Below are 20216 nucleotides of genomic sequence, written 5' to 3'. Positions count from 1 at the left end.
CCTCCAGATCATTGAATCTGGAAACCCATGAATCACACTCCCCGACAGAATTGAATCCTGAATGTCGATTGAACCTAGTCCTCGCTGTCCGATTGACGCCGGTGAAGCTCGAGGCGCCTCGTCTCGAGCTCTGCCTGCTGCGCGCCCGCCTCGCGCTCGGCCTTGGTCCGGCCGAATTTGGCGCGATTGACGGCGGCCGCCTTTTCCTTCTCGCCGCGTGCCTTCGTCTTGCGCGCCTGGCGCAGATTGACGAGATCGCCCATCGCTACACCAGCCGGCTCTGCTCCACCGCCGCCGCGATGAACGACTTGAACAGGGGATGCGGCTCGAAGGGGCGCGACTTGAGCTCGGGGTGATATTGCACGCCGATGAACCAGGGATGGTCGGTGCGCTCGACGATCTCGGGCAGCGTTCCGTCCGGCGACAGGCCCGAGAACAGCAGGCCATTGGCCTCCAGCACCTTGCGGTACTTCATGTTCACTTCATAGCGGTGCCGGTGGCGTTCGGAGATCTTGTTGGTGCCGTAGATGTCGGCCACCCGACTGCCGCGCACCAGTTGCGCCGGATAAGCGCCCAGCCGCATGGTGCCGCCGAGATCTGCATCCTCGCCGCGCTCTTCCCTGCTGTTTTCCTTCACCCATTCGGTCATCAGCCCGACCACCGGTTCCTTGGTGGGGCCGAATTCGGTGGAGCTGGCGCGCGGGATATGCGCCGTGTTGCGCGCTGCCTCGATGCACGCCATCTGCATGCCGAAGCAGATGCCGAAATAGGGCACATCGCGCACCCGCGCGAACCGCGCCGCGTTGATCTTGCCCTCCGCGCCGCGCTCGCCGAAGCCGCCGGGCACCAGGATGCCGTGGATGCCTTCGAGATAGGGGGCCGGGTCGTCGCGCTCGAACACCTCGGAATCGATCCATTCGAGCTTGACCTTGACGTTGTTGGCGATGCCGCCATGGGCCAGCGCTTCCGAGAGCGATTTATAGGCGTCCTTGAGCCCGGTATATTTGCCCACGATGGCGATGTTCACCACGCCTTCGGGGTTGTGCACCCGGCGCGAGACTTCGCGCCATCCTTCTAGATCGGGCTCGGGGGCATCCTTGATGCCGAAGGCGGCCAGCACTTCCGCATCCAGCCCTTCCTCGTGATAGGCGATGGGCACGTCATAGATCGAGGCGACGTCGAGCGCCTGGATCACCGCGGTGGGGCGGACATTGCAGAACAGGGAGAGCTTGCGCTTCTCCCCTTCCGGGATCGGCCGGTCGCAGCGCACCAGCAGCACGTCGGGCTGGATGCCGATGGAGCGCAATTCCTTGACCGAATGCTGGGTCGGCTTGGTCTTGAGCTCGCCCGCGCTGGCGATGAAGGGCATCAGCGTCAGGTGCACGAACACCGCGTCGCCGCGCGGCAGTTCATTGCCCAATTGCCGGATCGCCTCGAGGAACGGCATCGCCTCGATGTCGCCTACCGTGCCGCCGATCTCGCACAGGACGAAGTCGAACTCCTCATTGCCCGAGGTGACGAAGGTCTTGATCTCGTCGGTGACGTGGGGGATCACCTGCACCGTGGCGCCCAGATAGTCGCCACGCCGCTCCTTGGTGAGGATGTCGGAATAGATGCGGCCGGTGGTGATGTTGTCCTGCCGGTTGGCGGAGCGCCCGGTGAAGCGCTCGTAATGGCCGAGATCGAGGTCGGTTTCCGCCCCGTCATCGGTCACGAACACTTCGCCGTGCTGGTAGGGCGACATCGTTCCGGGGTCGACGTTGAGATAGGGGTCGAGCTTGCGCAGGCGGACCTTGTAGCCGCGCGCCTGGAGCATGGCGCCGAGCGCCGCCGAAGCCAGACCTTTTCCGAGCGAGGAAACCACGCCACCGGTGATGAAGATGTACCGAGCCATGGACGTTTACCTTACATATGCCGTCTTCGATTCGAAGCGCGCTCATGCACGCTCCCACACAAAAAGAAGGGGATGTCGCCATCCCCGTTCTCTGGTCGTTTCCGTTGCGCCTAGTTGCCGGTGGTGCTGGTGGCGGGCGCTTCGGGTTCCGTCTCTTCCGCGGGCGCCGCATCCGGTTGCGCGGGCTCCTGCTCGGCCGGGGCCTCCGGTGCCGTCTCGGCCGGAACCGCGAGATCCGCGGGCGCTGCTTCGGGGTCTGCGGCCGGCGGGGTCAGGTCGTCCTGGGCGCCGGCCGGCTGGGCGGGAACGTTGAGGTCGCTATCGCCGCCGGTCCCCAGCGCGTCGAGGGCGTCGAGCACGGTGGCGCGGCTGCCATCGGGGTTCTGGGCGGCCTGATCGAGGATCGAGGTCGAGCTGCGGTCGGTCTGGCTGATGATGGTGAGGCCGATGGCGGTCACCATGAACAAGGTGCCGAGGATCGCCGTGGTGCGGGTCAACAGGTTGGCCGAGCCGCGCGCCGACATGAAATTGCCGCCACCGCCCATGCCAAGCCCGCCACCCTCGGACCGCTGGAGCAGGATCACGATGATCATGGCGATCACGATCAACAGATAGGCAACGATAAGAACTGTGGCCATGCGACGCTCTGGTCCCTTGATAAAAACTACAAGCCCCGCCCTGCACGCATCGTGCCGGGCAAGGCTGAACGGTGTCTGGTTGCGCGGCGTTCTACACGCAAAGCCCTTTATTGACCAGTCGTAGATCGGGACTTTTTCACGCGTGTCAAGCCGCGACGACGATCGAGAAGAAATCGTCGGCCATAAGGCTCGCCCCGCCCACCAGCGCCCCGTCCACATCGGGCACCGCCAGGATCTCGGCGGCGTTCGAGGGCTTGACCGAGCCGCCATAGAGCAGCCGCGCGGCGCGCCCGGCCTCCCCGAAGCGCTCGACCAGCAATGCGCGCATATGCGCGTGCATCTCGGCGATGTCGGCCAAAGTCGCCGTGCGGCCGGTGCCGATGGCCCAGACCGGCTCATAGGCGATGACCATCGGGCCGGCGCCGCTTTCGTCGGGGAGCGAGCCGGCCAGTTGCTCGGCGATCACCCGATTCGCCCGCCCCTCCACGCGCTCGGCTTCGGTTTCCCCCACGCAGACGATGGGGACGAGCCCGCCGGCGAGCGCGGCCTTCGTCTTCTCCCTGACGATGGCGTCGGTCTCCCCGTGATCGGCGCGGCGCTCGGAATGGCCGAGGATCACATGGCTGGCCCCTGCGTCGAGCAGCATGGCGGCGCTGATATCGCCCGTATGCGCGCCGCTGGCCAGCCAGTGGCAATCCTGTCCGCCCACGCGGAAATCGCTGCCTTCGGCGATCTGTGCCGCCCGGTGGATCAGGGTGGATGGCGGGCAGACCAGCACCTCGGCCGCCAGCCCCGGCGCCTCCCCGAGCAGGGTCTTGAGACGGGCCAGTTCATCGAGCGCGGCATCGGTGCCGTTCATCTTCCAGTTGCCGGCGATCAGCGGTCGCGTGGGTGTGCTCATCTATGGTCCTTTTCTATGCCTTGCGCGGCGGATGGGAATGGCTTAACCCGGCCCGCTGAGGGTGCCTTGCAGCGCCGGTTGCACCCTGTTTATTATGCGCGCGCCGCGAAGGCCATATGGCCAGGGATTTAAGACATAAGGCTGTAGCCGGCCTTTAAACGATCGGAACAAGATGCTCGATAATTTCCGTAATTTCGGCCGCAGCTGGATCGCCAAGATCCTTCTCGGAATCCTCATCATTGCCGTCGCGGGTTTCGGCATTCCTTCGGTCTTTCTCGATCTCAACGCCAATACGGTCGCGCGCGTCGGCGACCAGAACATCACCCTGCGCGATTTCCAGCGCGTCTATCAGGCCCAGCTCAACCAGTTCGTGCAGCAGACCGGCATCATGCCGGTCGGGCAGGACGCCGTGGCCTATGGCGTTCCCAATGCCGCGCTGGTCCGCCTCGCCAACGAGGCGTCCGCCGATATGCTCACCCAGCGGCTCGGGCTCGGGGCGTCCGATGCACGGCTGGCGCAACTGGTGCGCCAGGACCCGTCCTTTTCCAGCGCGCTGGGCCTTTTCGACTCGCGCGAGTTCGCCGCCATGCTGCGCCAGTCCGGCTATACCGAGGCGGAATATCTCAACATCCAGCGCAAGCTGGCCGGCCGCGAGCAGGTGGGTTTCATCTTCGACAGCGTCCAGCTGCCCCAGGTGGCGCTCGATATCGCCCGCTCCTATGAGAACGACCAGCGCGCCGTCGACTATGTCGAGCTCAATCCCGTGCTGTTCGCGGTGAGCGACGTCCCCGAGGAGGCGCAGCTCGAGCAGTTCTTCAGCGAGAACCAGAACCGGTTCCGCACCGTCGAGACGCGCGAGATTACCCTGCTGCCGCTCACCGTCCCGGCGCTCGCCGCGGGCATCGAGATCGGCGAGGCCGAGATCGCCGCCGAATATGAGCGCACCGCGGCCCAATATGCCGTAGACGAGCGCCGCACCATCCATCAGCTCCCCCTGCCCGACGCCGAGAGCGCCGCCATCTTCGAAGCCGCGCTGCTGGCCGGCGAGAGCTTTGCCAGCGCCGTTTCCGAAGCCGGGTTGCAGACCGGGGTCAGCGCGCTCGGCACGCTGACCGCCGCCGAGATCACCGATCCCGCCCTTGCCCAGGCCGCTTTCGGGCTCGACGAGGGCGGATACGCGGTGATCGAGGGCGCGGGTGGCCAGCGCGTCGTCTGGGTCAGCGCCATCGCCCCGGCCGGGCAGCGTCCGCTCGAAGAGGTCCGCGACCAGATCGCGCAATCGCTGGCCCAGGCCCGCGCGCAGACCATGCTGCTCGACGTCTATGACGAGATCGAGGAGGCGCGCGCCGCCTTCCGGCCCATGGCCGACGTCGCCGCCGCCTATGGACTCGAAGTGCACGAGGTCGCCCTCACCCGCGACGGCGCCCAGCTCGCCGCCATCGACACCCTGCCCCAGGACGCGGCAGCGCGCATCGTCGAGGCGGTGTTCGCCGCTTCCGAGGAGGCCCGCTTCACCCCGGCGGTCAATCTGGGCTCGAACCGCACCGTGTTCTTCGAGCTCGAATCGGTGAGTCCGGCCCGCGACCAGACCCTCGACGAGGTTCGCGACGCGGCCATCGCCGCCTGGCAGGACGCCCAGACCGAGATCGCCATGACCCGCGCCGCCGAGGAAATGGTCGAGGCCCTCGATGCGGGCTCGGACCTGTTTTCCGTCGCCGCCGCCCAGGGGCAGATCCCGCAGGCCAGCGGCACCTTCACCCGCAATGGCGCCCAGGCGCTGCTCGATGCGGACGTGACCCAGGCCGCGTTCCAGGGCGGCGAGGGCTATTCCGGCTATGTGCCGACCCAGGAGGGCACCATCGTGGTGTTCGAGGTGACCGATGTCATCCCCGCCTCGGCCGATACCCCGTCTCAGGCCGCCCAGGCGCTTTCGGCCAACTTTGCCGACCTCCTCTATTCCAGCTTCGTCGAAGGCCTGCGCCAGGATGCGGGCATCCGCATCAACCAGGACGCCTTCAATCTCGTGGTGGGGATCGAATAGGGCCGCCATGATAGAGGACCCCGACTTTACCCTGTTCGCGAAACGCTACGAGGCCGGCGAGGGCCAGGTGCTGCACCGCCGCGTCGTCGCCGATCTCGAAACCCCCATCGGCACCTATCTCAAGCTGGCCGAGGGGCAGCGCTACAGCTTCCTGCTCGAATCGGTGGAAGACGGCGCCAAGCGCGGCCGCTATTCGATCATCGGGCTCGCGCCTGACCTCCTGTGGCGCGTGCGCGACGGCCGGGCCGAGATCAATCGCAGCGCCCGCACCAGCGAGGACGCCTATGAGCCGGTCGCGGCCATGCCGCTCGACGCCCTGCGCGCGCTGATCGCCGAGAGCCGCATCGACATGCCGTCCATCCTGCCCGCGAATTCGGCCGGCGTGTTCGGCTATCTGGGCTATGACATGGTCCGCTTCATGGAGGAGTTGCCCGACGCCAACCCGGACGTGCTGGGCGTGCCCGACGCCATCATGATGCGCCCCTCGGCGCTCGCGGTGTTCGATACTCTCAAGGACGAATTGTTCCTCACCGCGCCGGTCTATCCGCGCCCCGGCATCACCGCCCGCCAGGCCTATCAATCGGCGCTGGAGCGCATCGAGGAGGCCATAGCCCGGCTCGAGGGGCCCCTGCCCCGCAGCGCCGCCGATGTCGACCTCGGCCCCATCGAGGTCCAGTCCAACACCTCGCGCGAGGCCTATGCCGCGATGGTGCGCCGGGCGCAGGAGTATATCGCCGCCGGCGACATCTTCCAGGTGGTGCTCAGCCAGCGCTTTTCCGCCGATTTCACCCTGCCGCCCTCGGCGCTCTACCGCGCCCTGCGCCGCACCAATCCCTCGCCCTATATGTACTTCCTCGAGCTGGGGGATTTCGCCGTGGCCGGGTCGAGCCCGGAAATCCTCGTGCGGGTCGACGAGGGCGAGGTCACCATCCGGCCCATCGCCGGCACCCGCAAGCGCGGCGCGACCCCCGAGCGCGACCGGGAGATGGCCGAGGAACTGCTCTCGGACCCCAAGGAACTTTCCGAGCACTTGATGCTGCTCGATCTGGGCCGCAACGATGTGGGCCGGGTGGCCAAGATCGGCTCGGTCAGGGTCACCGACAAGTTCTTCCTCGAATACTATTCCCACGTCATGCACATCGTCTCCAATGTGGTGGGCGAGCTCGATCCCAAGTTCGACTATATCGACGCGCTCTCGGCGGGCTTTCCGGCCGGCACCGTCTCCGGGGCGCCCAAGGTGCGCGCCATGGAGATCATCGACGAGCTCGAAATCGCCCGGCGCGGCATCTATGCCGGCTGCGTGGGCTATTTCGGCGCCGATGGCCGCATGGATACCTGCATCGTCCTGCGCACCGCCATCCTCAAGGACGGCAAGCTGCATGTGCAGGCCGGCGCCGGCATCGTCGCCGATTCCCAGCCCGAGCTGGAACAGCTCGAATGCGAGAACAAGGCCCGCGCCCTGTTCAGCGCTGCCGAGGAAGCGCTGCGCTATGCCGGCCAATCCAGGATGGGCCAATAGATGCGCGTACTTGTCATCGATAACTACGACAGCTTCACCTACAACCTCGTCCACTATATCGGCGAATTGGGCGCCGAGACCGAAGTGGTGCGCAACGACCGCATCACCCTTGACGAGATTGCCGCCAGGGCCCCCGAGGCCATCGTCATCTCCCCCGGCCCGCGCACCCCGACCGAGGCCGGCATCTGCCTGCCGCTGATCGCGCGCTTTGCCGGCGAGATCCCCCTGTTCGGCGTGTGCCTGGGCATGCAGGCCATGGGCCAGGCGTTCGGCGGCGAGGTGGTCCGCGCCCCCGCCCTCATGCACGGCAAGGTCTCGACCATCACCCATGACGGGCGCGGGGTGTTCCGGGGGCTGAACCGGCAGTTCGAGGCCACCCGCTATCATTCCCTGGTCGTCGCCGAGCCCGGCCTGCCCGCCGAACTGACGGTCACCGCCCGCTCCGAGGACGGGCAGATCATGGGCCTGCAGCATACCGGATTGCCCGTCCATGGCGTCCAGTTCCACCCCGAGAGCATTTCCTCGGAAAACGGCCACGCCATCTTGCAGAACTTCCTCAACATCGCGCGCGAATTCAACACCGGCCGCGCCGCCTGAACCGGATCGGAGTGAGACTATGGACATCAAGGGGGCGCTCAACCGGCTGGCCGACCGCAAGGACCTGACCGGCACCGAGATGCGCGAGGTGATGGAGATCATCATGTCGGGCGGCGCCACCCCGGCCCAGACCGGCGCCTTCCTCATGGGCATGCGGGTCAAGGGCGAGACGGTGGGCGAGATCGCCGCCGCCGTCTCCATCCTGCGCAACAAGATGGTGCCCGTCGAGGCCCCCGCCGAAGCCATCGACATCGTGGGCACGGGCGGGGACGGCGCGGGGACGCTCAACATCTCCACCGGCGCCTCCTTCGTCGTCGCATCGGCCGGGGTTCCGGTCGCCAAGCACGGCAACAAGGCCCTGTCGTCCAAGTCCGGTTCCGCCGAAGCGCTGCAAAAGCTTGGCATCAGCCTCGACCTGTCGCCCGAACGCATCGCCGCCTGCATCCGCGAGGCCGGGATCGGCTTCATGTTCGCCCCCAACCATCATCCCGCCATGCGTCATGTGGGTCCGGCCCGCACCGAGATGGGCGTGCGCACCATGTTCAACCTGCTCGGCCCGCAGGCCAATCCGGCCGGGGCGAGGCGCTATCTCCTCGGGGTCTATGACCGCGAATGGGTCGAACCCGTCGCAGCCGCCCTTCTCGCCAACCAGGCGCAATCGGCCTGGGTCGTCCATGGCGATAGCGGGCTCGACGAGCTTTCCACCACCGGCCCCTCCTTTGTTTCCCAGATCAAGAACGGCAATCTCACCGCCTTCGAGGTCACTCCCGAAGACGCCGGCCTGCCGCGCGCCAGCCTCGCCGACATCGTGGGCGGCGATCCCGAGCACAACGCCGCCGAATTGCGCCGCATGCTCGACGGCGCCAAGGGCCCCTATCGCGATATCGTGCTGCTCAACGCCGCCGCGGCATTCATCGTCAGCGACCGCGTCGAGACGCTGCGCGACGGCGTGGCGCTGGGCGCCGAGATGATCGACAGCGGCAAGGCCCGGGCGACCCTTGATCGCCTCATTGCAATTGCGAGTGCAGCATGAACGACATTCTCCGCAAGATCGAAGCTTATAAGCGCGAGGAGATCGCCGCCGCCAAGGCCGCGCGCCCGCTGGCCGAGGTGGAAGCCGCGGCGCGCGACCAGGACGCCCCGCGCGACTTCGTCGGGGCCTTGCGCGCCAAACGCGCCGAGGGGCGCTATGGCCTCATCGCCGAGGTCAAGAAGGCCAGCCCCTCCAAGGGCCTCATTCGCGCCGATTTCGAGCCGGCCGCGCTGGCCCGGGCCTATGAAGCGGGCGGAGCGGCCTGCCTCTCGGTCCTGACCGACACCCCCTCCTTTCAGGGCTATCCGCATTTTCTCGCCGAGGCGCGCAACGCGACCTCCCTTCCGGCCCTGCGCAAGGATTTTCTTTTCGAGCCCTATCAGGTCGCCGAGGCCCGCGCCTGGGGTGCCGATTGCATCCTCGTCATCCTCGCCTCGGTCGACGATGACGCCGCCCGCGCGCTGATCGACGCGGCCGGGGAATGGAACATGGATGCCCTCGTCGAGGTTCACGACGCCCCGGAAATGGAGCGGGCGCTCAATCTGGGTTGCGGCTTTATCGGCATCAACAACCGCAACCTGCGCACCTTCGAAGTGTCGCTCGACACCACCATCGCCCTGGCCGGCATGGTGGATGGCGACCGGTTGCTGGTCTCCGAAAGCGGCATCTTCACCCATGCGGACGTTAGCCGCATCGAGGAGAAGGCCGATATCGGCTGCTTCCTGGTCGGCGAAAGCCTCATGCGCCAGCCCGATGTCACCATCGCCACCAGCGCCCTGCTCACCGGCCAATAGGATGGCGGAAAAGCTCACCCATCTCGATGAGCAGGGCGCGGCGCGTATCGTCGACATCGCCGGCAAGGACGAGACGGTGCGCCGCGCCGTGGCCGGGGCCGAGTTGCACGCCTCCCCGGCCATTGTCGAAGCGATCTTCGGCGGCGCGCTCAAGAAGGGCGATGCCGTGGCCGTGGCGCGGGTGGCGGGCATCATGGCCGCCAAGAAGACCTCCGAGCTGATCCCCCTCTGCCACCCCATCCCCGTCACGAGGATCACCGTCGATATCGAGCCGGTCGCGGCGCCCGGCATCATAGCGATCCGGGCGACGGTGGAGACCGTCGGGCGCACCGGCGTCGAGATGGAAGCGCTCACCGCCGCCTCGGTCACCGCGCTGACCCTTTACGACATGGCCAAGGCGCTCGATAAATCCATGACCATCACCGATCTGCGCCTTCTGTCCAAGAGCGGCGGCAAGTCGGGCGATTTTACAAGGCAAGAGCCATGATCAGCGTTGACGAAGCGCTCGAGCGCATCCTGTCGGCCATCCGGCCGCTTGGCAGCGAGACCGTCGCCCTCCCCGATTCGCTCGGGCGCATCGCGGCGGCCGATGTCCGCGCCCGCCTCTTCAACCCGGCCTTCGACGTCAGCGCCATGGACGGCTATGCCGTGCGCGCCGCCGACGTCCATCCCGGCGCCACCCTCCAGATGATCGGCACGTCCCAGGCCGGGGCGCGGTTCGACGGCGCCGTGGGGCCGGGCCAATGCGTGCGCATCTTCACCGGCGCGCCGGTCCCTCCCGGCGCCGACGCCGTGGTCATGCAGGAGGAAACCCGGGCTGAGGGCGCCGCCATCACCTTCGAGGCCGATGTCCTGTCGGGCCGCTCCATCCGCTATCGCGGCGAGGATTTCGCCGAGGGCGACGTCCTCGCGGCTGCCGGCGCCGCCATCACGCCCAACCGGCTGGCGCTCATCGCCGCCGGCAACGTGTCCGAGCTCGCGGTCGCCCGTCGCCCTAGTATCGGCATCCTCGCCACCGGCGACGAGCTCGTGCCGCTGGGCCATCCGGTCGGGCCCGACCAGATCGTCGCCTCCAACTCCCTTGGGCTTGCCGCCTTCTTCGCCCCCCATGCCGGCCCGATCACCGATCACGGCATCGCCCCCGACAGTCGCGAGGCCTTGGGCGCGGCGCTGGCCCGGGCGCTCGACGCCGAGCCCGATATTCTCATCACCACCGGCGGCGCCAGCGTCGGCGAGCACGATCTGGTCCAGGAGATGCTCAAGGCCAAGGGGGTCGCCATCGACTTCTGGCGCATCGCCATGCGACCGGGCAAGCCGCTGATGTTCGGCCGCCGCGGCAAGACCCTCGTCTTCGGCCTGCCGGGCAATCCGGTCTCTTCCCTCGTCACCGCGCGCATCTTCGTCCTGCCCGCCGTTCTGGCCCTGGTCGGGGCGCGGCCCCCTGCCCCCCAATACCTGCCCCTCGCGGCCGATCTCGGGCCCAATGCCGCCCGCCGGCACTTCCTGCGCGGACGCCTGATTTCCGATCCCGATCTTGGCACCGCGGTCGAGCCCGTCCGGCAGATCGACAGCGGCCATCTCTCCTCGGTGGCCGGGGCCGATGTGCTCATCGTGCACAAGGAGCATTCTTCCGGCCTCAAGCGCGGGCACAACATCGAAGTACAACGTTTTTAGCGCGAATATTCGCCATGTTCGCTGGCAATGACTTGCGGAACATTTCCGGAACACGTATAAAAGTTCAATATTTGTTCCGATTCGTGATCGCCGAGGGCCAGCCATGTTGACGCGCAAGCAGCATGAACTTTTGATGTTCATTCATGAGCGAATGAAGGAAAGCGGCATCCCCCCCTCCTTCGACGAGATGAAGGAAGCCCTTGATCTCAAATCGAAATCCGGGATTCATCGCCTGATCACGGCGCTGGAGGAACGCGGCTTCATCCGCCGCCTGCCCAACCGGGCGCGGGCTCTGGAAGTCATCAAGCTCCCCGATTCCATGAACCCCTCGCTCGGGGGGCGCAAGGCGCGGTTCGAGCCCAGCGTCATAGAGGGCAATCTTGGGAAATCCCCGGCCCGATCCATTCCGAAAGGCCCGGAATCCGGGGCTTCCGTCACCATTCCAGTCATGGGCCGCATTGCCGCAGGCACCCCCATCGAGGCCATCCAGACCCATTCCCACTCCATCACCGTCCCCCCCGAAATGCTGGGCTCGGGCGAGCATTTCGCCCTTGAGGTTCGCGGGGATTCGATGATCGATGCGGGCATTTTCGATGGCGACACCGTATTGATCCGCAAGCAGGATTCGGCCGGCAGCGGGGAGATCGTCGTCGCTCTCGTGGACGATGAGGAAGCCACCCTCAAGCGCTTGAGGAAAAAGGGAAATGCCGTCGCTCTGGAAGCGGCCAATCCCGCTTACGAAACCCGGATTTTCGGCCCCGATCGCGTCAAGGTCCAGGGCCGGCTGGTCGGCCTGATGCGGCGCTACTGAGCGCCGGGCCGCCAGGGGCGGTTCGGGTTGTCGATCGCCGTCTGCACATAAGGACGCGCATAAGGCCCATTCCACGCCACCATATGCGTCCCATAGTCCCTCAAACCCCACATATCGACCACAAGTTCGGCCTCGTTTTCGCAAGATTTGGGGGCAGGAATGCGGGCGATGACGATATCGGCCACCCTGCAATCCTCCTCGAACGCCGCGCGATCCTTGACCAGCGCCACCGTATAGCCTTGATCCGAAACGATTAAACAGCCCAGGGCATCGCACCGGGTCGCCTCGTGCCGGCCCGCGATCTCCAGCATGTACCGCTCCGACCAGACATTGGTCGCAAAAGTGCCGGTCCGCCCGGCAATCAGCCCCATGGCGCCCCCATGGCGCACCGCAACCGCCTGCGTCTGGTCGGCGATCATGATGTCCGGCACGCGTTCGAGGCAGAACAGGGCAATGATGGGCACAGCCAAAATCGGGCCGGCCAGGCGCAGGCGCGTGCGGAAAAATGCCAGCCATCCCAAGGCGATAAGCGTCACCACCAGGGCGGAGGGCGCAAGGATCGGACTGGGATCGAAGCCTCCGCTGATGGTACGCACGAACTCGGCACTCCACAACATCGCCTCGATCGACCAGCCGAGCGTCGCCACCAGCGGCGCCTCGAGTCCCAGGGGCATCAGCAAGGTCCCGAACAAGGCCGACGGCATCAGGACGAAACTCACGAACGGCATGATCATCAGATTGCCCAGCACCCCGAACGGCGCCGTCTGCTGGAAATGGAACGCCGTAAAGACCACCGTTGCGAGACCGGCGATAAGGCTGGTGATCGAGACATCGGCGGTCATCCTGAGCGCGCGGTTGGGCGGCGGCGCAGCGCGGTCCTCGCGTTGCCTGCGCATCATCTCATATCCGGCGATCAGGGCGACGACGGCAGCGAACGACATCTGGAACGAGGCGCGAAAGATCGTAGAGGGTTGAAATGCAATGATGATCAGCGCCGCGATCGCCACATTGCGCATGGTCAGCGCCTGCCGCCCGGCAATGATCGCCGCAAAGATCAGGACGATCATGATGGTCGAGCGCACCGCCGGGATCACCATGCCCGAGAGCAGCATATAGCCGAATGCCGTCACGATGCCGCACAGGGCAGCGATTTTCTTGATGGAGACGCGCTGGGTCAGCCCATGGCCGAACGCGAGCAGCAGCCGGACCGTCGCGAACATGGTGCCGGCCACCAGGGTCAGGTGCAGCCCGGAGATCGAGATGACGTGCACGATCCCCGCCGCCGCCATGACGTCATAATCGCCCTCGGAAATCCGGCTTTGATCGCCGGTGATCAGCGCCGTGGCGATCCCGCCGATCCTGTCGCCCAGCCGTTCGACCAGCCGTGCCGTGATGGCCGCGCGCAGCGTGTTTATGCCGTTCCACAGGGCGCCGGTTTCCCGGGGCGCCACCGTCACATCGCCCAGAGCTGTCCCAAAGGCCCCGATCCCTTCGAAATAGCTGATGAACTGGGAGTCGTATCCGCCCGGAACCGCGGGGCTCGGCACGGGATAGAAGCGGATGCGCACCGTCATTCGGTCGCCGGAGGAAACGCTCGGACCGCCATTCACCGTCACCCGGGCGCGCTGCACGTCGGGAACCGCCCAGTCCGGCTCCCCGGAAATGTCGGAGATGATCCAGCGCTGGCTTTCCCCATCATCGGACAGCACGGCATCGATATGGGCCGAATATGTGCCATAGCGCGCCTGCTGGAGCATGTTTGTGCCAAGGAAAAACCCGTGAAGCGGCAGCAGAGCGAGGCCGACCCACACCATCACGGCCAATTGAAAGAGCATACCCAGCCAGCGATGCCGCCGGCTCCAGAGCCCTGCGGCGGCCAATCCGACGCCCCCGGCCGCCAGGCTGCCGATCTGCGGCTCCTGTGGCAGCACGCGATAGACGATCAGCCCCAGAATGATGGCGAAGGGCCAGAGGATGAAGAGGCGCCTTTGGGCCGCCGCGTCGGCGATTGCGGTGCCCAGGGTTGCGGCGAGCGCCCGGATACCGCCCCGCCGGACCACGTGTCCTGCGGGCCGGACAGCCCCTCTCGACCGGGTGCCGGGAAAGTCGACCATTGCGCGAGCCCCTTCTCTTGCGCTGGACGCGGGCTATGGTACACACCGCCCCATGAATTCTCCAAACGGTATGATGAAATGAACACTCCCGTCGTCACGCGGTTTGCGCCCTCTCCCACCGGGTTTCTCCATATCGGGGGCGCGCGCACGGCCCTGTTCAATTATGTCTTTGCCCGCAAGATGGGCGGCAAGATGCTGCTGCGGATCGAGGACACCGATCGGGAGCGGTCGACCGACGCGGCCGTCGCGGCCATTCTCGACGGGATGAGTTGGCTGGGGCTCGAATGGGACGGAGAACCGATTTCCCAATTCCAGCGCGCAGACCGCCACGCGGCCGTCGCCCATGAAATGCTCGCCAATGGCAAGGCCTACAAATGCTATTGCTCGCCGCAGGAATTGACCGAGATGCGGGAAAAGGCCCGCGCGGAAGGGCGTCCTCCCCGTTATGACGGACGCTGGCGCGATCGCGATCCCTCCGAGGCTCCCGAGGGCGTCGATCCCGTCATTCGGGTCAAGGCTCCGGAATCGGGGGAAATCGTGGTCAAGGACCATGTCCAGGGCGATGTGGTGTTCCGGGCCGAAAACCTCGATGATTTCATCATCCTGCGTTCCGATGGCACCCCCACCTATATGCATGCGGTGGTGGTCGACGACCACGATATGGGGGTGACGCACATCATTCGCGGCGATGACCACCTGACCAATGCCGCCCGGCAGATCGTCATCTATCGGGCCATGGGCTGGGACGTGCCCGAAATGGCCCATATCCCGCTGATTCACGGCCCGGACGGGGCCAAGCTCTCGAAGCGCCACGGCGCCATGGGGGTCGAAGCTTATCGCCAGATGGGGTATTTGCCCGAGGCGCTGCGCAACTACCTGGCAAGGCTGGGCTGGGCGCATGGGGACGACGAAATTTTCTCCACCGACCAGATGGTCGAGTGGTTCTCGCTCGAGGCGCTGAACAAGGGCGCTTCGCGGTTCGATTTCGTCAAGCTTGACAATCTGAACGGGCATTGTATCCGCAGCGCCGAGCCGGCCCATCTCTATGACATCATGGTCGACACCGCCTCGGAAACTGGACGCAATGCCGACTATGCCGGGCTCGTCGCCAACAAGGTCACCGTTCTTGCCGCACTGCCCGAACTACAGCCCCGCGCCAAGACGGTGCTGGAGCTGATCGATCTCGCCCAGTTCATTTACGCCGCGCGCCCACTGGCTATGGATGAAAAGGCCTCGGACCAGCTCGCTGCGGAAAATCTCGAGCATCTGCGCCATCTCGGTGACCGGCTGGCGCAATTGGAAGATTGGTCGCTGGATGCGATCGGCGATGCGGTTCGGACCTATGCGGAAGGTGCGGGGGTAAAGCTGGGCAAGATCGCCCAGCCGCTGCGCGCCGCGCTGACGGGACGCACCGTTTCTCCGGGCATCTTCGAGGTCATGACGCTCATCGGGCGTGAGGAAAGCCTGGGGCGCTTGTCCGACGCTGTCGGCGGAGCGGTCTAGTTTGTGGGGGCTGCCATTCGCCTTCCCCTATACGTCAAGAGCCATGACTTAGTTGCGCGGCTCTCGAAATTCGGATACCCAAACCTGACATTTTTTGATGTCGTTGCGCGCTCAGATCGTACGAGCTCCGTCTCGTGGTTCCTTGAGCCATAACTCCGGGAGGCATTTCATGAGCGATAATACAGCCAAGCTGTCGCTAGGCGGGGAAACCTACGAGTTCCCCGTTCTGGCCGGCACTGTTGGCCCCGATGTCATCGACATCCGCTCGCTTTACGCAAAAACGGGATTGTTCACCTACGATCCCGGGTTCACTTCAACGGCAGCCTGCGACAGCGCGATCACCTATATCGACGGCGATGTCGGCGAATTGCTCTATCGGGGCTATTCGATCGACCAACTGGCCGAGAAAAGCTCCTATCTCGAAGTCTGTTACCTGCTGCTCTACGGCGAATTGCCCAGCAAGGCGGAACTGGCCGATTTCGACAATCGCGTCACCCGCCACACCATGGTGCACGAACAGATGCACTATTTCTATCGGGGCTTCCGTCGCGATGCGCACCCGATGGCCATCGTCACCGGCGTCGTGGGGGCAATGGCCGCCTTCTATCACGACTCCACCGATATTTCGGACCCCCAGCAGCGCGAGATCGCCTCGATCCGGATGATCGCCAAGTTGCCGACCATCGTGGCCATGGCCTATAAGTATTCGGTCGGCCAGCCCTTCGTCTATCCGCGCAACGACCTCGATTACGCTTCGAACTTCCTGCATATGTGCTTTGCCGTTCCGGCCGAGGAATATCAGGTCAATCCGATCGTCGCCAAGGCGATGGACCGCATCTTCACGCTGCATGCCGATCACGAGCAGAACGCCTCGACCTCCACGGTTCGGCTTTCCGGGTCTTCGGACGCCAATCCCTTCGCCTGCATCGCGGCGGGCGTTGCCTGCCTCTGGGGCCCGGCGCATGGAGGGGCCAACGAAGCCGCGCTCAACATGCTCCGGCAGATCGGCACGGTCGATCGCATTCCCGAGTTCATCGAGCGCGCCAAGGACAAGAACGACCCATTCCGCCTGATGGGCTTCGGTCACCGCGTCTACAAGAATTACGATCCGCGCGCCGCGGTGATGCAGGAATCGGCCCGCGAAGTGCTCGGCCTGCTCGGGGTCGAGAACAACCCGACCCTGCAGGTGGCGCAGGCTCTGGAGAAGATTGCGCTCGAAGACCCCTATTTCGTCGAACGCAAGCTCTATCCCAATGTGGATTTCTATTCGGGCATCATTCTCGACGCCATCGGCTTCCCCACCTCCATGTTCACGGCGATTTTCGCGCTTTCGCGCACCGTGGGCTGGATTGCCCAGTGGAAGGAAATGATCGCCGATCCGCAGAAGAAAATCGGCCGGCCGCGCCAGCTCTACAACGGGCCCGTGCGTCGCGAATATGTCGCGATGGGCGATCGCTAGGCGAAAGACTTAGGACAGGGCAAGGTGAGCGGCGATCCGCTCGACCGGATCTTGAAGGGGCGCCTCGGGAGCCCCTTTTTCCATCAGGGAACGGATATGGACGAAGGCCCGGGCCTGCGCCTCGCGTACGCCGGGATTTTCCAGCAGACGTGCGACGGCCTCCTCGAGGCGCTGCGGCTCGCCTCGGCCGGCAAACAGGATTTCCGGCACCACCTCGGCGCCGGCAATCAGGTTGGGCAGTCCGATATGCTTGACGGTCGCCTTTTCGAACATCCGGACCTGCATGGGCTCGGCCACATAGGTGATCACGTGGGGAATCCCCGCCAGGGCGAGTTCGAGCGTTACGGTTCCGCTTACGGCAACCGCCGCGACGGCGGTCGCGAACGCCAGGGTCCGCTGGTCTTCCGTGGAGGCGATGGTGCCGGCGAACGGCCATTGGCCGACGCGTTTGGCAATATAGGCCGCCTGGCTGCGCGTCGAGACGATCACGAACCCGCTGACCGCCTCCTGCCCGGCCACCCGTTGTGCCACGGCCCGCAGCAGATCGAGATGTTTGTCGATTTCGCTTTTCCGGCTGCCGGGGAGCAGGAGCAACGGCCCGGTTTCGACAGGCTGCGCGCGCTGCGCATAGCGGGTGACGGCCGGATGGCCCACATAGGCTGTCTCGGGGCCGCCGAGGCGCAGCATGGCCCGGGGCTCGAAGGGAAGGACGCTCAGCACTTCGTCGAAAAGCCCAGCGAGCTTGCGGGCGCGTTCGGCTCCCCAGGCCCAGACGGCGGGGGCGACATAGAGGATGATGCGTCCCTTGAATCCTCGCTTGCGCAGGCGCTGGGCGACGACCTTGGAAAACACCTGCGCGTCGATGAGGACGACGACGTCGGGACGCGTCGCAAGGATATGCCGGACCACCTCGTGGGCGCGCCACAGGAGAAGCGGTAACCGCAGCAGCACGTCGCGATAGCCCATCACCGCCAGGTCATCGAGGGGGAACAGGGTTTGCAGCCCCTGCTCCTCCATGGCCTCGCCGCCAACCCCGGTGATGGCGATGCCCGGGACGCGTCGGTGCAGCCCCGCCATCAGCCGGGCTCCGATCCGGTCGCCCGAGGCCTCGCCGGCCAGAAGGAATGCGCTAGCCATCGCGCGCGGCGATGCCGAACAAGGCGATTCCGGCGGCATCGGCACGCGCCACCATCTCCTCGCGATTGATCATCAGGGTGCGTCCCGCCTCAACCACGATGGCCACGATGCCGGCCTCGATGGCGCCGGCAATGGTCTGGGGGCCGACCGCTGGCATATCGACATGCAGCGGCTGGCCGGGCTTGGAGGATTTGGCCAGCACCAGCGTGGCGCGGCCATCGCCGATGAGGCCGCGCTGTCTCAGCGCCGCGCATCGGTGCAGCAATTCGTCGGTGCCGGCAATGTCCTCGGTCGCGATGACGCGCTGGCCGGCCACGACAAGGGCCTGGCCGAGATCGAAGGTGCCGGCCCGGCGGACGGCGTCGAACGCAAAATTCATGACGCGAAGCAGATCGTCATCGGAGGTGACGGCTCCGATCACCCCTTCCGGGGCCAGCAGGTCGCGGACGATCTCGTGCACGCCGATAAAGGGCAGTCCGAGCATCTTCAGGAGCGCGGAGCCCAGTTGCGAGAGCTTGCCGTCTCCCCTGCTGCGCGCCTCCCGGTCGCCGGCGAATTCGGCAAAAGTTTCCCGCTCCCGGTCGCTCATGTGGAACCCGCCGACCGCACAGACATGGGTGGCCTTGAACGCACGGATCTCCCGCAGCACCTGGTCGGGCCGGGAGACCTTGATCTGGAAGGGATTTTCGGCCGCGAGGTCGTCGCGCTCATGCAGGCTGAGCACGCGCACCTCCCACCCGGCAGCGCGCGCGGCCTCTATGGCTTGCGGCACCAGGTCTCCGGAGCCCACGACAAGGGCGAGACGCCCTTTGCCGGTCATTCCGCGGTCTCGACCCCGTTGCGGGGCATGCACAGGGCGCGTTCGGACGGCTTGCGGATGAAGTCGATCACCTCTTCCACGAGCTTTTCGCCCTTGAATATCTCGGCCGCATCCTCGATGCGTTCGCGCAGCGTGCCCTCGTTGGAAAAGATCATCCGATAGGCGGCGCGCAGCGCGTGGATCGATTCGCGATCGAACTTGCGGCGCTTGAGGCCCACCAGGTTGAGCCCGCCCAGATAGGCCCGGTTACCCAGGACCGAGCCATAGGGAATGACGTCGTTCTCGACGAAACTCATCGCGCCGACGAAGGCATGCGCGCCGATGCGCACAAACTGGTGCACGCCGCAAATGCCGCCGAAGCGCACATAATCGTCGACGATGCAGTGACCGGCGAGCGAAGCCTGGTTGGCCATCACCACGTGATTGCCGACGCGGCAGTCATGGGCGATGTGGACGCCCACCATGAGCAGGCAATTGTTTCCCACCACCGTTTCCATCCCGCCGCCGGCGGTGCCGGGATTGATCGTCACATATTCGCGCAGGGTGCAATCGGCCCCGATGGACACCGTGCTGGGCTCGCCCTCGAATTTGAGGTCCTGCGGCGGGTGACCGATGGAGGAGAAGGGATAGATCGTCGTGCGGGGGCCGACAGTGGTCCGGCCGTCGAGGGACACATGGGAGACGAGCCTTACGCCATCGGCAAGCACCACATCCCCGCTGACCACGCAATAGGGTCCGATGGTGACGTTCTCGCCCAGCGTGACGGTCTCTGCGACGATGGCCGTGGGATGGATCAAGGCAGTCACTCTGATTCCCTGACGATCATCGCCCCGATTTCCGCTTCCGCGACCACGACGCCATCCACCTTGGCCTTGGCTTCGTAGCGGCCCACCGTCTTGCGGCGATGAATCTTCTTGATGTGGTATTCCAGCCGGTCGCCGGGCCGCGCCGGCTTGCGGAACTTCACCGCGTCGATGGTCAACAGATAGACGCTGTGCTGGCCGCCCGACTGATTCTCGAGGTTGATGACGATGGCGCCGGCGGTCTGCGCCATGCCCTCGATGATCAGAACGCCCGGAAAGATCGGCTCGCCCGGGAAGTGGCCGGTGAATTGCGGCTCGTTATAGGTGACGTTCTTGATGCCGATGGCCGAGTCGTCGCCATCGATATCGATGATGCGATCGATCATCAGGAAGGGATAGCGATGGGGCAAGGCCTTGAGAATCGCATCGATCTGCATCGTCGAAAGCTCTTTGTCGGCCTTCTGCTCCAGCCCAGTTG

19 protein-coding genes are annotated in these 20216 nt (G+C 65.5%); 10 read left to right on the top strand and 9 right to left on the bottom strand.

Annotated features, from left to right (window positions below):
• Positions 1–74: 74 nt before the first annotated feature.
• The 4 genes from DVH29_RS14035 to tpiA all read right to left on the bottom strand — a co-directional run bounded on the left by DVH29_RS14035 (position 75) and on the right by tpiA (position 3433).
• Positions 75–263 carry a DUF4169 family protein gene (locus tag DVH29_RS14035; RefSeq protein ID WP_114646822.1) on the bottom strand — a complete coding sequence of 63 codons (189 nt, stop codon included), beginning with the start codon at positions 261–263 and terminating at the stop codon, positions 75–77.
• Positions 264–265: 2 nt separating this feature from the next.
• Entirely contained in the window at positions 266–1894 is a 1629-nt protein-coding gene (gene pyrG, locus DVH29_RS14030; RefSeq protein ID WP_114646821.1) for a CTP synthase, read from the bottom strand.
• Between the two features lie 110 nt (positions 1895–2004).
• A complete protein-coding gene (gene secG, locus DVH29_RS14025) occupies positions 2005–2532 on the bottom strand; it encodes a preprotein translocase subunit SecG (protein WP_114646820.1) in 528 nt (175 codons plus the stop codon).
• A gap of 145 nt (positions 2533–2677) precedes the next feature.
• Positions 2678–3433: a triose-phosphate isomerase gene (tpiA, locus tag DVH29_RS14020; protein ID WP_114646819.1), complete on the bottom strand. Its 756-nt coding sequence runs from the start codon at positions 3431–3433 to the stop codon at positions 2678–2680.
• Positions 3434–3605: 172 nt separating this feature from the next.
• Between tpiA and DVH29_RS14015 the strand changes: the two genes are divergently transcribed.
• The 8 genes from DVH29_RS14015 (at position 3606) to lexA (ending at position 11902) form a co-directional block, all read left to right on the top strand.
• Positions 3606–5474, top strand: a complete 1869-nt coding sequence (locus DVH29_RS14015; protein ID WP_114646818.1) for a peptidylprolyl isomerase — start codon at positions 3606–3608, stop codon at positions 5472–5474.
• 7 nt (positions 5475–5481) lie between these two features.
• A complete protein-coding gene (gene trpE, locus DVH29_RS14010) occupies positions 5482–6993 on the top strand; it encodes an anthranilate synthase component I (RefSeq protein WP_114646817.1) in 1512 nt (503 codons plus the stop codon).
• Positions 6994–7590 carry an anthranilate synthase component II gene (locus DVH29_RS14005; protein ID WP_114646816.1) on the top strand — a complete coding sequence of 199 codons (597 nt, stop codon included), beginning with the start codon at positions 6994–6996 and terminating at the stop codon, positions 7588–7590.
• 19 nt (positions 7591–7609) lie between these two features.
• Positions 7610–8623, top strand: coding sequence for an anthranilate phosphoribosyltransferase (gene trpD, locus DVH29_RS14000; RefSeq protein WP_114646815.1), 1014 nt, complete (start codon positions 7610–7612; stop codon positions 8621–8623).
• On the top strand, positions 8620–9417 hold the full coding sequence (trpC, locus tag DVH29_RS13995) for an indole-3-glycerol phosphate synthase TrpC (protein WP_114646814.1): 798 nt from the start codon (positions 8620–8622) through the stop codon (positions 9415–9417). Before trpD ends, trpC begins: the two co-directional genes overlap by 4 nt.
• A 1-nt stretch (position 9418) precedes the next feature.
• Positions 9419–9904: a cyclic pyranopterin monophosphate synthase MoaC gene (gene moaC, locus DVH29_RS13990; RefSeq protein ID WP_114646813.1), complete on the top strand. Its 486-nt coding sequence runs from the start codon at positions 9419–9421 to the stop codon at positions 9902–9904.
• Positions 9901–11091, top strand: coding sequence for a molybdopterin molybdotransferase MoeA (locus tag DVH29_RS13985; protein WP_114646812.1), 1191 nt, complete (start codon positions 9901–9903; stop codon positions 11089–11091). Before moaC ends, DVH29_RS13985 begins: the two co-directional genes overlap by 4 nt.
• A 103-nt stretch (positions 11092–11194) precedes the next feature.
• Positions 11195–11902: a transcriptional repressor LexA gene (gene lexA / locus DVH29_RS13980; RefSeq protein WP_114646811.1), complete on the top strand. Its 708-nt coding sequence runs from the start codon at positions 11195–11197 to the stop codon at positions 11900–11902.
• Here lexA and DVH29_RS13975 read toward each other — a convergent pair.
• Positions 11896–14016, bottom strand: coding sequence for a ComEC/Rec2 family competence protein (locus DVH29_RS13975; protein WP_114646810.1), 2121 nt, complete (start codon positions 14014–14016; stop codon positions 11896–11898). The two genes, lexA and DVH29_RS13975, sit on opposite strands and share 7 nt — an antisense overlap.
• Positions 14017–14094: 78 nt before the next feature.
• Between DVH29_RS13975 and gltX the strand changes: the two genes are divergently transcribed.
• Both gltX and gltA read left to right on the top strand, forming a co-directional pair.
• Positions 14095–15519 (top strand): glutamate--tRNA ligase, encoded by a 1425-nt coding sequence (gene gltX, locus DVH29_RS13970; RefSeq protein WP_114646809.1) that lies wholly within the window; start codon positions 14095–14097, stop codon positions 15517–15519.
• A 169-nt stretch (positions 15520–15688) separates the two neighbouring features.
• Positions 15689–16978, top strand: a complete 1290-nt coding sequence (gltA, locus tag DVH29_RS13965) for a citrate synthase (protein WP_114646808.1) — start codon at positions 15689–15691, stop codon at positions 16976–16978.
• Between the two features lie 9 nt (positions 16979–16987).
• Here the strand turns inward: gltA and DVH29_RS13960 are convergent, their stop codons facing one another.
• From DVH29_RS13960 to fabZ, 4 genes are read right to left on the bottom strand one after another with little or no spacing between them, the layout of a single operon-like run.
• Entirely contained in the window at positions 16988–18115 is a 1128-nt protein-coding gene (locus tag DVH29_RS13960; protein ID WP_158541680.1) for a lipid-A-disaccharide synthase, read from the bottom strand.
• On the bottom strand, positions 18108–18935 hold the full coding sequence (locus DVH29_RS13955) for an LpxI family protein (RefSeq protein ID WP_114646806.1): 828 nt from the start codon (positions 18933–18935) through the stop codon (positions 18108–18110). The genes DVH29_RS13960 and DVH29_RS13955 overlap by 8 nt, the downstream gene beginning before the upstream one ends.
• Positions 18932–19741 (bottom strand): acyl-ACP--UDP-N-acetylglucosamine O-acyltransferase, encoded by an 810-nt coding sequence (lpxA, locus tag DVH29_RS13950; RefSeq protein ID WP_114646805.1) that lies wholly within the window; start codon positions 19739–19741, stop codon positions 18932–18934. The genes DVH29_RS13955 and lpxA overlap by 4 nt, the downstream gene beginning before the upstream one ends.
• A complete protein-coding gene (fabZ, locus tag DVH29_RS13945; protein WP_114646823.1) occupies positions 19738–20208 on the bottom strand; it encodes a 3-hydroxyacyl-ACP dehydratase FabZ in 471 nt (156 codons plus the stop codon). Before fabZ ends, lpxA begins: the two co-directional genes overlap by 4 nt.
• Positions 20209–20216 lie beyond the last annotated feature (8 nt).

This window comes from Pelagibacterium lacus (assembly GCF_003345525.1).
GTDB classification, from domain to species: domain Bacteria; phylum Pseudomonadota; class Alphaproteobacteria; order Rhizobiales; family Devosiaceae; genus Pelagibacterium; species Pelagibacterium lacus.
Note: the sequence above shows the minus strand (reverse complement) of the source record. Positions and strands in the feature narration are given on the sequence as shown.